The organism is Prevotella fusca JCM 17724, assembly GCF_001262015.1.
GTDB classification, from domain to species: Bacteria; Bacteroidota; Bacteroidia; order Bacteroidales; family Bacteroidaceae; genus Prevotella; species Prevotella fusca.
Window position 1 is genome coordinate 528,533 of the sequence record NZ_CP012074.1, and the last position, 13,872, is coordinate 542,404.

Here is a 13,872-nt window from a genome sequence, read left to right on the forward strand (position 1 = left end):
CTGTTAGATATTGCATAATACAAAGTAAACCCTTTTCTTTTTGATTTATGTTCGTCATTCCTTTGCAGACTGAAATAAAAGCATTAATTTTGTAGGCATAAAAAGAAAAGCAAATGCAGGCAATGATTTTTGCAGCCGGACTCGGTACACGTTTGAAACCACTTACTGACACAATGCCAAAAGCATTGGTAAGGGTGGGAGGTGCGCCACTACTTGAGCATGTTGTCAGAAGGTTGATAGATGCTGGATGCAGTCGTATGGTTGTCAATGTGCATCATTTTGCTGACCAGATAACAGACTATTTGGATGCGCACAACTATGGAGTGGATATCCATGTGTCTGATGAAACAGAGCAGCTCCTTGATACTGGTGGTGGTATCAAGCGAGCTGCTTCGCTTTTTGATCAGCATCAGCCAGTGCTGATTCATAATGTTGACATATTAAGTAATGTGGATTTGGCTGCCTTCTATCGTCATTCTCAGGAGGCAAAGGCTGATGCTATGCTGCTGGTAAGCCGTCGGATTACCCAGCGCTACTTAGTGTTTGACAGCAATATGCGCTTAGTAGGTTGGACGAATGTGGATACAGGTGAGGTGAAGTCGCCTCATGCCGAGATACGTCAGCTGCATTTTGTTTCGCCAACAGAGGAAGATAGTTCTTATTATCAGAACAACTGCTACCTCTGTGCCTTCTCAGGTATTCACGTACTGGCATCCTCTGCGGTGCAGGCTGTTGAAGCTGTTGATGCGGAGAAGTTCCCGATTATGGACTTCTATCTCAACAATTGCGACAGACTTGATATCCGTGGAGAACTGAAAACCGACCTTCATCTGCTTGATGTAGGCAAACTTGACAGCTTGCAAGCTGCTGAAGACTTTATAGCAAATTCAGAGTATCGAAACTCCAAGACGGAGAACTGATATTCTTTAAATACATTCATTTACATGCAACAGAAGATTATCATTTTGGATTTCGGCTCACAGACAACACAGCTTATCGGCCGTCGTGTGCGTGAGTTGGATACCTTCTGCGAGATCCTCCCTTACAACAAGTTCCCGAAGGATGACCCGTCGGTGATTGGTGTAATCCTTTCTGGTTCACCTTATTCCGTACATGACCCGGAGGCTTTCAAGGTAGACCTCAGTCAGTTCGTCGGTAAGATTCCGGTTCTCGGTATCTGTTATGGTGCTCAGTACCTTTCCTATTCAAATGGGGGTAAGGTGGAGCAGACGGGTACACGTGAGTATGGTCGTGCCAATCTGGAGACTATCAACCTTGAGAACCGTCTCTTTGCAGGCTTTGAGAAAGGCTCGCAGGTGTGGATGAGTCACAGTGATACGATTACAGCAATCCCAGAGGATTATGAGATTATTGCCTCTACCGGTGACGTTAAGTATGCTGCCTTTGCGTCAAAGACACAGCCTGTTTGGGCTGTCCAGTTCCATCCGGAGGTTTACCACTCATTGCAAGGCAAGCAGCTGCTGGAGAACTTTGTCGTGAATATCTGCGGTAGCAAGCAGGAGTGGAGTGCAGCTTCATTCGTTGAGAGTGCTGTTCAGGAAATTCGCGAGCAGGTGGGTAGCGACCGTGTTATCCTTGGTCTTTCCGGCGGTGTTGACTCTTCTGTATGTGCAGTATTGCTTAACAAGGCAATCGGCAAGAACCTTACTTGTATCTTCGTAGACCACGGTATGCTTCGCAAGAACGAGTTTACGAAGGTGTTGGAGGCTTATAAGGTACTTGGACTGAACGTAATCGGTGTTGATGCTTCAGACAAGTTCTTCAAGGATCTTGAAGGAGTAACCGACCCAGAGCAGAAGCGTAAGATTATCGGTCGCGACTTCGTTGAGGTGTTCAATGCTGAGGCAAAGAAGATTACGGATGCCAAGTGGCTTGCACAGGGTACGATTTACCCGGACCGTATTGAGAGTCTGAGCATTACAGGTATGGTTATCAAGAGTCACCATAACGTGGGTGGTCTTCCAGAGGAGATGCATCTTCAGCTCTGTGAGCCACTTCGTTGGCTTTTCAAGGATGAGGTTCGCCGTGTAGGTTATGAGCTTGGAATGCCTGAGCGGCTCATCAAGCGTCACCCGTTCCCAGGTCCTGGGCTTGCTGTCCGAATCTTGGGAGACGTCACCCGAGATAAGGTTCGTATCCTTCAGGATGCTGATGATATTTACATCGAGAAGATGCACGGTTACACAATGCCTGACGGTACAAGCCTTTACGACCATGTCTGGCAGGCTGGTACGGTACTGCTCTCTTCCATCCGTTCGGTAGGAGTGATGGGTGATGAGCGCACCTATGAGCACCCGGTTGCACTTCGTGCCGTTACATCAATGGATGCTATGACAGCCGACTGGGCACACCTCCCTTACGATTTCATGGCAGATGTTTCCAATGAAATCATCCGTAAGGTGAAGGGAGTCAACCGTGTATGTTACGATATCTCTTCAAAACCACCTTCAACAATCGAGTGGGAGTAAGATAGAAAACAGACAAAATAGAAGGACAGGGGCGCAAAAGTGCGTCCCTGTTTTTCTTTATGTAATATTATATAGGAGTAAGAGAGGACAGGCTGTTGGCTTGTATGTTAGCTGCAAAATGCTGTTTGTAGTGTTGATAATCAGCGCATAAATCCTCGTATGAGTTGACAGGTTCTGTCTTGATTTCTTGTCTGCTGCGAATTATTTTCGTGAAAAGAAATATTTTTCTTCATGAAAGTAAATATTTCTTTTCATGAAAATAATTCTTTCTTTTCATGAAAATGATTCGCCAGCATTACCTTGTTTGCTGTAGGAATGATAATGTCAGTGAATAGGAGAAGGTGAGTCCTGTCGCTTCTATAGGCTGATATAGGGAAGACATCTGATGTTATTTCATGGTTGTCAGATGATGAACAATGATACAGGCTATAGTGGCTGGTAATAAAAAAGTCCGAAGGCTCATTACGAATCTTCGGACTTGTTGTGTTTGTTTTTCAGAGAGTTGCTTACTTGTTTTTCAGCAAGTCGCGAATCTCAGAGAGCAGTTTCTCCTCGTTAGTAGGCTCTGGTTCTGGTGCTGGAGCAGCTGGCTCCTCTTCTTTCTTTTTAGAGAGCTTGTTGATGCCCTTTACCATTAAGAACACACAGAATGCGATGATGAGGAAGTCAAGCAATGTCTGCAGGAAGTTACCATAGTTGATGGTTGCCGGTTCTGCAGCAGCCATACCAGCAATATCCACTGAAGGCAGTGTCCATTTCAAGTCAGTGAACTTAACGCCACCGATAAGCCATCCGATAGGAGGCATGATGATGTCGTCAACGATAGATGAAACGATCTTGCCGAATGCACCACCGATGATTACACCGACAGCCATGTCAATGGCATTACCCTTTACTGCAAATTCCTTGAATTCTTGAATAAGTTTGCTCATAATTATTGTTGTTAATTTGTTTGTTTACCCTGTGCTTCTATATCCTAAATACCTTCCTTTTGTCATATAGACGTTGCAATCTTGGTTTATAGCGTTGCATCTAACTCGCCTATGTGCGTGACATGTGTCTTTTTTTATAATATTTAATACGCAAAGCGTCTGCAAAAATAAAAAAAAAATTGTATCTTTGCAATCGTAACAAAGAAAATGTTTCATTAGGAGGTAAAAAGAAAATCGTTTTTATAAACTTTCATAAATAAATCAAAGTAAAATGGTAAATGTAGCTATTAACGGCTTTGGCCGTATTGGTCGTCTCGCATTCCGTCAGATGTTCGAGGCTGAAGGTTATGAGGTTGTTGCAATCAACGACTTGACAAGTCCTAAGATGCTCGCACATCTGTTGAAGTATGATACCGCTCAGGGTGGCTTCGCTGGCAAGTTCGGTGAGGGTAAGCACACTGTAGAGGCTACTGAGAATTCAATCATCGTTGATGGTAAGGAAATCAAGATCTCTGCTGAGATGGACGCTGCTAACTGCCCATGGGCTGCTAACAACGTAGACGTAGTTCTCGAGTGTACTGGTTTCTACACATCTAAGGAGAAGGCTTCAGCTCACCTCAAGGCAGGTGCTAAGAAGGTAGTTATCTCTGCTCCGGCAGGTAACGATCTTCCTACTGTTGTTTTCAATACAAACCACAAGACTCTGACTGCAGCTGACACTGTTATCTCTGCAGCTTCTTGTACGACAAACTGCTTGGCTCCTATGGCAGCTGCTTTGAACGGTTACGCTCCAATCCAGTCAGGTATCATGTCAACAATCCACGCTTACACAGGCGACCAGATGATCCTCGACGGTCCACAGCGCAAGGGCGACCTCCGTCGTTCACGTGCAGGTGCTTGTAACATCGTTCCTAACTCAACTGGTGCTGCTAAGGCTATCGGTCTCGTTATCCCAGAGTTGAACGGTAAGTTGATTGGTTCTGCACAGCGCGTTCCAACTCCAACAGGTTCTACAACAATCCTCGTTGCTGTTGTTAAGGGCAAGGATGTTACTGTTGAGGGTATCAATGCTGCAATGAAGGCAGCTACAACTGAGAGCTTCGGTTACACTGAGGATCAGATTGTTTCTTCTGACATCATCGGTATGCGCTTCGGTTCATTGTTCGATGCAACTCAGACAATGGTAAGCAAGATTGACGACGATACATATCAGGTACAGGTTGTTTCTTGGTATGACAATGAGAACTCTTACACTTCTCAGATGGTTCGTACAATCAAGTACTTCGCAGAGTTGAAGTAATACCAACCGAAAGGTCATCTGCAATCCTCTCTTGCGTAGAGAGTCATTGACGGATAAAATAATAGTCCCTGTCAGCTTGCTGGCAGGGATTTTTTTGTTATCTTTGCGACATGAAGAACGAACATACAGGTGAGGGAACGGCTGCAGGCGCAGCTTTCGGTAAGCGTATGATAACCATTCTTGGACCTACCGCCTCGGGTAAGACCGACCTTGCTGCGCATCTGGCAGCCCGTCTCGGTGCTGAAATCATCAGTGCTGACAGCCGTCAGGTGTATCGTGGCATGGACATCGGTACAGGAAAGGACTTGGCTGATTATACGGTTGAGGGGCATACGGTGCCTTATCACCTTATAGATATATGTGAACCCGGGACGAAATATAACCTCTTTCGCTATCAGCAGGACTTCCTTGACTGTTATGAAGATATACGGAATAGGGGAGTGTTGCCTATTCTCTGTGGCGGTACAGGTCTTTATATTGAGGCGGTACTGAAGGGTTATAGCCTTTCACCAGTGCCGCAGAATCCTGGACTTCGCAAAGCGTTGGAGGATAAGTCGCTTGAGGAACTGACAGCAATGCTCGTTGAGCTGAAGGCAAAGAATCATTCCGTCATGCACAATAAGACGGATGTTGACTCCTGTCAGCGTGCTATCCGAGCAATAGAGATTGAAACCTATAACCTCACAAAGCCAACGGAAGAACGGCAATGCCCGCCGATTGACTCATTGATAATCGGTGTGGACATCGACCGTGAGGCACGAAGGCGGAAGATAACAAGCCGTCTGAAGGCTCGTCTTGAAGAGGGGATGATAGCCGAGATAGCCGGACTTCTGAAGCGGGGCATCCCTGCAGAGGACTTGATTTACTATGGTCTGGAGTATAAGTTCGTGACAGAGCATCTCATCGGGAAGCTGTCCTACGACGAGATGTTCCGACAGTTAGAGATTGCCATTCATCAGTTTGCCAAGCGGCAGATGACATGGTTCCGTGGTATGGAGCGTCGTGGCTTTACGATACATTGGGTAAATGCTGCGCAGAAGATGGAAGATAAAGTAGAAGAAATAATGAACTTATGGTAGAGGAAGGAAGATGGGGCATCATTTATTGCCCTAAAGGCGGATTGCTTATCAATCCTGTAAAGCGTTGGGAGCAGGCAGAACGCTGTCTGCAGGAGCACAACATACAGTATGATATGGTGCAGAGCGAGAATCCCCGAAGTGTGGAACGGCTGGTGCGTATGCTGATTGGCAATGGTTACAAGACCATCATCATCTACGGCGGAGACTCGGCACTGAACGATGCAGTCAATTATCTTATGCTCTTAGAGCCTGAAGAGCGTGAGCGTATTACGTTGGGTGTAATTCCGAATGGAGTACTGAATGACTTTGCCCACTTCTGGGGTTTTGATGAATCACGTCTGGAACAGACCGTCGGATGGCTCAAGCAGAAGCGTGTAAGACGGATAGATATTGGTTGTATTCGCTATGAGAACAGGAAGAACGAACGCTGTCGTCGGTATTTCCTTAACTGTGTGAACATTGGTATGGTGGCAAGTATCATGAGCCTGCGCCGCCGTATGCGCCACCTTTTCATATCCCGTACCGTTTCCTTTCTCCTCTCCTGTTTCCTACTTCTGTTCCAGCGTATGGACTATATGATGTCACTGAAAATCAATACTGACAGTATCAAACGGCGTCTGATGACGGTTTGTATAGGCAATGCGCAGGGCTATGGTCAGACACCGAACGCCGTTCCCTATAACGGACTGTTGGATGTCTCCATTGTCTCTCAGCCAAAGATGCTGCAGGCAATGGAAGGAATGTATCTCTTGATGCGGGATAAGATATTGAATCATCGCAGCGTAATGCCTTACAGAACAGCGGAAATGAATGCACAGATAGCCACGCATACGCCTGTCAGCATTGATGGCCGGCTCCTGAACGGTACACCTGTCGGCACGTTCACGGTTAGCGTGGAGAAAGAAGTAATTAACTTTATCATACCAAGTTAAACAGTATATATATAATGTTTGACGTGATATGCAATCGTGTATCACGTCATTTTTATGATGTTATGTGGTATTATTATCTTTCTGTATGTATAGGGTATGATGCAGGTTTTAGGTTTTGTAGTATGAAGAAATATTTGTAGTACTCTTTTATATCATCTGTATTGCCCTTTATCGTGTAGATATAATAAAGTACACTCTCCTGCACCTACAACGTCTCAAATCGCCCCATTTACCCTCCTATGTGACATTATCGGCTCAAACACCATTCAAACGCCCCTCGAATGTAACGCAAATGTAACACGATTGTAACATTTCGTTTTGCATCTCATTCACCCTCCAATATTCTATAACTCTCTGATATACAAACAATCTAATCACGTCCACCCATACATTGTATTTACACATTTTGTTTTACCCCCCTTAGGAAGAGGGGGAGACTCAGATAGAGCCTCTCCCTCTTTGCTTAAAATTAATCAGCCTAATAGTTTCCTCCTTGTCTTATATGGTTGTCTAATTTTCTTTTCCTCGTCCTCGCTTTTGACTGTAACTGTTTATGAGAGGGGTGAGTATTTAGTTCCTAAAAACTAAGCCATCACCAAAGCTATCAATAATCACAGGCTTGTCACGGTTGACAGTGCCTGCAAGCAATGACTTACTAAGGTCATTCAGCACGTAACGCTGGATAGCTCGTTTGACAGGACGTGCTCCGAACTCTGGATCATAGCCAACTTCAGAAAGATAGTTGATGGCTGGGTCAGTCCATTGAAGTTCAATACCCTGTGGCGTAAGCATCTCCTTGACTCTCTCAAGTTGCAGACGAACAACACCACCAATCTGCTCCTTTGTTAGTGGCAAGAACATGATAGTCTCGTCGATACGGTTGAGGAACTCCGGTCGGATGGTCTTTTTCAACATATCCATTACTTCAAGTTTTGTCTTGTCGATTACTTCCTCACGGTTAGCATCGTTAAGATGTTCAAACTGTTGCTGGATATATTGTGAACCAAGGTTAGACGTCATGATGATAATCGTATTCTTGAAGTTCACCGTTCGTCCCTTATTGTCTGTCAGGTGACCATCGTCCAATACCTGCAAGAGGATGTTGAACACATCCGGGTGTGCCTTTTCAATCTCATCGAAGAGCACGACAGAGTAAGGCTTACGGCGTACAGCCTCGGTAAGCTGACCGCCCTCGTCATAACCGACGTATCCTGGAGGAGCACCGATAAGGCGCGTCACACAGAACTTCTCTTGATACTCGCTCATGTCGATTCGGGTCATCATTGACTCGTCATTGAAGAGATAGTCAGCCAATGCCTTTGCCAATTCGGTCTTACCTGTACCCGTAGTACCTAAGAATATGAAAGAAGCAATAGGCTTCTTCGGGTCTTGCAAGCCAGCACGTGAGCGTCGAACAGCATCTGCTACGGCCGTGATAGCCTCGTCCTGTCCGATGACACGCTTGTGCAGTTCATCCTCTAAGTGAAGCAGTTTGTCCTTCTCGCTCTGCAACATTCGTGTGACAGGAATACCCGTCCAGCGACTTACAACCTCTGCGATATCGTCTGACGTAACCTCCTCGCGTACCATTGCCTGTCCATCCTGTGTCGCCTGCAACTGCTGTTGGATGTTCTTGATGTCGTCTTCCAATTGCTTCAGTCGTGAGTATCTAATCTCGGCAACACGTTCATAATTACCCTCACGCTCGGCGCGGTCAGCCTCATACTTGAGCTGTTCTATCTCCTGCTTGTCCTGCTGAATCTTATTTACCAGTCCACGCTCACCTTCCCATTTAGCACGGAAGCCATGTTCCTGCTCCTTGAGTTCGGCAATCTCCTTGTCAAGTTGTGTGATTTTTTCCGTATCATTCTCACGCTTGATAGCCTCCCGCTCAATCTCAAGCTGCTTCAATCTGCGACTGATTTCATCCAGTTCCTCTGGTACAGAGTCACGCTCCATCCGCAGCTTTGCAGCAGCCTCATCCATCAGGTCGATAGCCTTGTCAGGCAGGAAACGGTCTGAGATATAACGCTCAGACAGCTTGACTGCTGCAATACAGGCATCGTCTTGGATACGTACCTTGTGATGATTCTCATACCGTTCCTTCAATCCACGGAGGATAGAGATGGCATCCAGCTCGTCAGGTTCATCCACCATGACAGTCTGGAAACGGCGTTCCAGTGCCTTGTCTTTCTCGAAGTACTTCTGATATTCGTTCAGAGTTGTCGCACCGATAGCTCTCAATTCTCCACGTGCCAATGCTGGCTTTAGGATATTAGCTGCATCCATTGCACCCTCACCACCGCCTGCTCCGACCAGTGTATGGATCTCATCAATGAAGAGAATGATGTTGCCATCAGCCTGCATTACTTCTTTGATAACGCTCTTCAGACGCTCCTCAAACTCACCTTTATACTTAGCTCCAGCGAGCAAGGCACCCATATCTAATGAATAGAGCTGCTTATGCTTCAGGTTTTCTGGTACATCACCACGGACGATTCGTTCTGCCAGTCCCTCAACAATGGCAGTCTTACCTGTACCCGGCTCACCAATAAGAATAGGGTTGTTCTTTGTGCGACGGGAGAGAATCTGCAATACCCGACGGATTTCCTCATCACGACCAATCACGGGGTCGAGCTTTCCGGCACGTGCATCTTCTACAAGATTGCGTGCGTATTTCTGTAGCGACTGATAGTTTTCGTCACCACTCTGCGTCTGCACCTTCTGTCCCTGTCTGAGGTCATTGATGGAAGCTGTCATTTCCTTCTCTGTACACCCCGCATCTTTCAGAATACGGCTTGCTGTTGAGTTCACGGCAAGCAAGGCGAGCAGCATCGGTTCGACGCTGACGAATTCGTCACCCATCTTCTGTGAAATCTCCATAGTGCGCTGTATCACCTGGTTGGTGTCTGACGAGAGGTAAGGCTCACCTCCCGAAACTTTCGGCAGGTGTCCCATCTCATTTTGAACAGCATTCTCTACAGCCACTGTGTTCACGCCCAGTTTTTGGAAGACGTAGTTTGTAACGTCCTTTCCTTTATCCATTACACCTGCGAGTATGTGCAATGGCTCAATGGTTTGCTGTCCGTTACGCTGTGCAATGTTTATCGCACTCTGAACAGCCTCTTGTGCTTTGATTGTAAATTTCTCAAATGTCATCGTATAATCTCCTTTCTTTAGTTCCTTTTTCTTGATAGTAGGGTTGGGAACTTATTGTTAATTTTATTTCTATAGGCTATATTTCAAACCTTGTGCCTATAGTATGTTGGTGACAAAGTGGCATCTGTTGTGGACAGAATGGCAGTCTTTGCCTTCATGGAAAGGAGGGGTGGGAGACGTAGGAAAATAGTTTTCTACGCTCAGCTCTTTTGCTGTTTTAGGTAGATAAACTCACTGACATAGATGCTAATGCCCCAAAGAATGTAGAAAATTCTTTCATAAGGCATATTCGATTGTTGCATCCAAAGATAAATGTAGTAGAGTAAGGATAAGGAGGAAGTAGCTAAAAAGATGTATTTTCGTTTCTTGTTTCCTCCGAATATTGAGGATGAAATTATAAAACTAATAACATAGAGCAAGGTGCTATAAAGGTATAGTATACCTGTTCCCACATCGTGACCATTCCTGAAGATAATTTGTACAAAACTTACTCCAAGGATATAGATTACAGTGAAAACAGATATTGATACAGCTTTATTCATGTGTCTGATTGAGCCTTATTGTTCAAATTCTCCTTCATATAGTTGTGAAGAAGGTGGGTAAACTCATAGTTCTTCAGTCCCCACTTTGGAGCGATGAGAAGGTCAGGAGGACTCTGGCTGACGAAACGTTCGAGCACAAGGTCGGGGCGAAGAAGGCGGATGTATGCAGCAATGAGCTTGATATACTCTTCAACTGTATAAAGATGAAAGGGATTCTCAGCGTACATCTTTGCAAGACGGGTACCACGGATAATCTGCAGCTGATGGATCTTCAGCGTTGTTAGTGGAAGAGAAGAGATGATTGGTGCTTGTCTTAGGCTCTCTTCGGCATCTTCACCAGGTAGTCCGAGGATGATATGTGCACCAACACGTATGCCACGTCGGGCAGTCTCCTCAATAGTCTTGCGAGCACAAGCAAAGTCATGCCCACGATTGACGAGTCGTAGCGTTTCATCATTGCAGGTTTCAACACCATATTCAACGATGAGAAAGGTGCGGCGGTTGAGTTCTTCAAAGTAGTCTAAGAGGTCGTCATTGATGCAGTCGGGACGTGTACCAATCACGAGTCCGACGACATCTTCCACGGCAAGTGCCTCTTCATAGAGTTTCTTGACGTGGTCGTTTGTGCCGTATGTGTTGGTATAGGCTTGAAAATAAGCAAGATATTTCATCTCAGGGTATTTCCCAGAGAAGAATCGTTTGCCGTCTTCAAGCTGTTGAGTTACGCTTTTCCCATTATCACAATAGGCAGGATTAAAGGTTTGATTATTGCAGTAGATGCAACCACCACGCCCTATTCTTCCGTCTCGGTTAGGACAGGTAAAGCCTGCGTTGACCGATATTTTCTGTACTTTATAGGGGAATTGGGAGCGGAGCCATTTCCCGAAGTCGCAATAATATTGTTCCATTCTTTTGCAAATATACAGAATATTTTATATTTTTGTGCTGTTAAAACTTGAATTTATGAAACGAATATTACTTATGTGTGCAACAGTGCTGACCGCACTTCAGTTGATGGCTGGAGAGCCCATCTCTTTGAAAGACATCACCAATGGCGTTTTTGCAGCTAAGCGTATCTCGGGTGTTAATCCTCTTGAGGGAACTTCGGAGTATGCACAGATTTCGGCTGACAGGCGGCAGGTAGTTAAGTATTCCTTTAAGACGGGTAGTCCTACAGGAGTTATCTTTGACCTTGCTGATGCTAAAGGCGAACAATTAAGTTCATTTGATGATTATCGGATTTCGACTGATGGAAGTCGACTGTTGTTGCAGACGAATACAAACCGTATCTATCGTCGCTCGTTCACAGCAGACTTCTATCTTTATGATGTGAAGACCAAACAGTTGACGAAGCTGTCCAAAGCAGGTGCGGAACAGATACCTACCTTCTCGCCGGATGGCAGGCAGATTGCTTATGTCCATCAGAATAATATTTACATTACAGATGGTGAGAATACAAAGCAGGTTACTACGGACGGTGAGTTCAATAAAGTAATCAACGGTTTGCCTGACTGGGTGAACGAAGAGGAGTTCGGCTTTAACAATGCTCTTGCCTGGAGCGCAGACAGCAAGACGCTGAGCTGGATAAGGTATGACGAGAGTGAGGTAAAAACTTTCACTCTGCAGTTTTATAAAGGCTCTCATCCTACGTTGGAAAAGTTTGATACTTATCCCGGAGATTACAGCTATAAGTATCCGAAGGCAGGTGAAGCAAACTCAAAGGTGAGTGCGTGGTCTTATAATTTGACAGATGGTGCGGTGCGTAAGTATGACTTGCCATTGGCTGCTGATGGTTATATCCCACGCGTCAAGACTACTTTTGATGCGAACAGAATTATCCTTTATACAATGAATCGTCATCAGGATGAGTTGAACCTCTATGCTGCTAATCCGCTTACGGGTGCTTGTAAGTTGCTGATTAAGGAGAGTGTGTCTAAGTATGTCAAGGAAGAAGCGATGGAAGGTATAAGTATTATGAAGGACTATATCCTTTTGCCTTCAGACCGTGACGGCTATATGCACCTCTATCTATACAATAAGGATGGAAAATTTTTACGTCAGATTGATAAAGGAAACTATGACGTGACTGATATTTACGGATATGATGAGAAGACCGGTAATACTTACTTTCAGGCTGCAGCCCGCAAACCGGTGCAGCGTGAGATATATGTTGCTGACAAGAAGGGTAAGCTGACTTGTCTTTCTGCTCGTGCTGGTTGGAATGTGGCTTCGTTCTCTGGTGATTACAAATACTTCCTCAACACGTGGAGTGACAGCAATCATCCGTACGTCTATGCCATTTATGACAACAAGGGAAAGGAGGTGCGTGAGGTCCTTAATAATGATGAACTGCAGTCAAAGATGGCGAAGTATGGTAACGGTGGTGTTGAGTTCTTCACGTTTACAACCTCTGAAGGTGTGAAGCTCAATGGCTGGATGGTGAAGCCGGCTGACTTTGATGCAACCAAGAAGTATCCTGTTATTATGCACCAGTATAGCGGTCCGGGCAGTCAGCAGGTGGTTGACAACTGGAGCGTTGGTTCAATGGGTACAGGTGGAATGTATGATTACTACCTGGCTCAGAAGGGTTATATCGTTGTTACTGTAGATGGAAGAGGAACCGGTGCACGTGGAGCAGAGTTCGAGAAGTGTACTTATCTGAAACTTGGTGATCTTGAGTCGAAAGATCAGGTTGAGGCAGCTTTGTGGCTGGGTAAGCAGAGTTATGTCGATGCTTCACGTATCGGAATCTGGGGATGGAGCTTCGGTGGCTTCAATACCTTGATGAGTATGAGCGAAGGTCGTAATGCATTCAAGGCTGGTGTTGCTATTGCCCCACCGACTGACTGGCGTTTCTATGATACAGTCTATACCGAACGTTATATGCGTACACCACAGGAGAATGCTACAGGTTATGCTATCAACCCGATTAACCGTGCCGGGAAACTACACGGCAAGTTGTTGATTTGTCACGGTACGGTGGACGATAACGTTCATCCACAGAACGCCTTTGAATATTCAGAAGCATTGGTTCAGGCAGATAAGGATTTCAAGGAGAATCTTTACACCAACCGTAATCACGGAATCTATGGTGGAAATACACGTCATCATCTGTTGAGACAGGTTGCTGAATGGTTTATGGAGAACTTGTAATATGCTGTTCTGAACTGTATATAAAGAACTCGGGCGCTGAACTATCATGTTCAGTGCCCGAGTTTTGATTTTATAGGTTTCTTCCTGTTTTATTCTTTCTTTTCTTTTTTGCTTCAATAGAAAGAATACGGGGAGAGGAGTTGGTTGATAATCCCAAGTCGGTTCATTAAATCACAGCATACATCGAATCTTATTAATTTTTACTAGTGTCTGACAACCCTTTTCCCATATACTTTATTCATTAGTGTCCTAATTATATATTGTTGTAATGACCTTAATAAACTTC

General features: G+C 45.2%; 9 protein-coding genes. 6 read left to right on the plus strand and 3 right to left on the minus strand.

Annotated features, from left to right (window positions below; all coding sequences use genetic code 11):
• The first annotated feature begins 113 nt into the window (after positions 1-113).
• The gene (locus tag ADJ77_RS02110; protein WP_025078456.1) at positions 114-920 is read left to right on the plus strand and encodes a nucleotidyltransferase family protein; all 807 of its coding nucleotides are present in this window, start codon (positions 114-116) and stop codon (positions 918-920) included.
• Positions 921-944: 24 nt separating this feature from the next.
• A complete protein-coding gene (guaA, locus tag ADJ77_RS02115) occupies positions 945-2,489 on the plus strand; it encodes a glutamine-hydrolyzing GMP synthase (RefSeq protein WP_050695977.1) in 1,545 nt (514 codons plus the stop codon).
• 506 nt (positions 2,490-2,995) lie between these two features.
• On the opposite strand, the gene mscL is transcribed toward guaA, so the two are convergent.
• On the minus strand, positions 2,996-3,421 hold the full coding sequence (mscL, locus tag ADJ77_RS02120) for a large-conductance mechanosensitive channel protein MscL (protein ID WP_050695978.1): 426 nt from the start codon (positions 3,419-3,421) through the stop codon (positions 2,996-2,998).
• Positions 3,422-3,692: 271 nt separating this feature from the next.
• On the opposite strand from mscL, the gene gap reads away from it, so the two are divergent.
• From gap to ADJ77_RS02135, 3 genes are all read left to right on the plus strand, one after another.
• Entirely contained in the window at positions 3,693-4,721 is a 1,029-nt protein-coding gene (gene gap, locus ADJ77_RS02125; protein ID WP_025078457.1) for a type I glyceraldehyde-3-phosphate dehydrogenase, read from the plus strand.
• Positions 4,722-4,831: 110 nt separating this feature from the next.
• Positions 4,832-5,800: a tRNA (adenosine(37)-N6)-dimethylallyltransferase MiaA gene (gene miaA, locus ADJ77_RS02130; protein WP_025078458.1), complete on the plus strand. Its 969-nt coding sequence runs from the start codon at positions 4,832-4,834 to the stop codon at positions 5,798-5,800.
• Positions 5,794-6,732 (plus strand): diacylglycerol/lipid kinase family protein, encoded by a 939-nt coding sequence (locus tag ADJ77_RS02135; RefSeq protein ID WP_025078459.1) that lies wholly within the window; start codon positions 5,794-5,796, stop codon positions 6,730-6,732. The genes miaA and ADJ77_RS02135 overlap by 7 nt, the downstream gene beginning before the upstream one ends.
• A gap of 570 nt (positions 6,733-7,302) precedes the next feature.
• Here the strand turns inward: ADJ77_RS02135 and clpB are convergent.
• Together clpB and ADJ77_RS02150 are read right to left on the minus strand one after the other, a co-directional pair.
• On the minus strand, positions 7,303-9,891 hold the full coding sequence (gene clpB / locus ADJ77_RS02140; protein ID WP_025078460.1) for an ATP-dependent chaperone ClpB: 2,589 nt from the start codon (positions 9,889-9,891) through the stop codon (positions 7,303-7,305).
• Between the two features lie 538 nt (positions 9,892-10,429).
• Positions 10,430-11,341 carry a TIGR01212 family radical SAM protein gene (locus ADJ77_RS02150; protein WP_025078462.1) on the minus strand — a complete coding sequence of 304 codons (912 nt, stop codon included), beginning with the start codon at positions 11,339-11,341 and terminating at the stop codon, positions 10,430-10,432.
• A 55-nt stretch (positions 11,342-11,396) separates the two neighbouring features.
• Here ADJ77_RS02150 and ADJ77_RS02155 point away from each other — a divergent pair, with 55 nt between their 5' ends.
• Complete coding sequence (locus tag ADJ77_RS02155; RefSeq protein WP_025078463.1) at positions 11,397-13,586, plus strand: S9 family peptidase; 2,190 nt, start codon at positions 11,397-11,399, stop codon at positions 13,584-13,586.
• Positions 13,587-13,872: the final 286 nt, after the last annotated feature.

Coding starts and splice junctions, on each gene's coding strand:
- miaA (WP_025078458.1), top strand. CDS start 4,832: ATGAAGAACGAACATACAGGTGAGGGAACGGCTGCAGGCGCAGCTTTC.
- ADJ77_RS02155 (WP_025078463.1), top strand. CDS start 11,397: ATGAAACGAATATTACTTATGTGTGCAACAGTGCTGACCGCACTTCAG.
- mscL (WP_050695978.1), bottom strand. CDS start 3,421: ATGAGCAAACTTATTCAAGAATTCAAGGAATTTGCAGTAAAGGGTAAT.
- clpB (WP_025078460.1), bottom strand. CDS start 9,891: ATGACATTTGAGAAATTTACAATCAAAGCACAAGAGGCTGTTCAGAGT.
- gap (WP_025078457.1), top strand. CDS start 3,693: ATGGTAAATGTAGCTATTAACGGCTTTGGCCGTATTGGTCGTCTCGCA.
- ADJ77_RS02110 (WP_025078456.1), top strand. CDS start 114: ATGCAGGCAATGATTTTTGCAGCCGGACTCGGTACACGTTTGAAACCA.
- guaA (WP_050695977.1), top strand. CDS start 945: ATGCAACAGAAGATTATCATTTTGGATTTCGGCTCACAGACAACACAG.
- ADJ77_RS02150 (WP_025078462.1), bottom strand. CDS start 11,341: ATGGAACAATATTATTGCGACTTCGGGAAATGGCTCCGCTCCCAATTC.
- ADJ77_RS02135 (WP_025078459.1), top strand. CDS start 5,794: ATGGTAGAGGAAGGAAGATGGGGCATCATTTATTGCCCTAAAGGCGGA.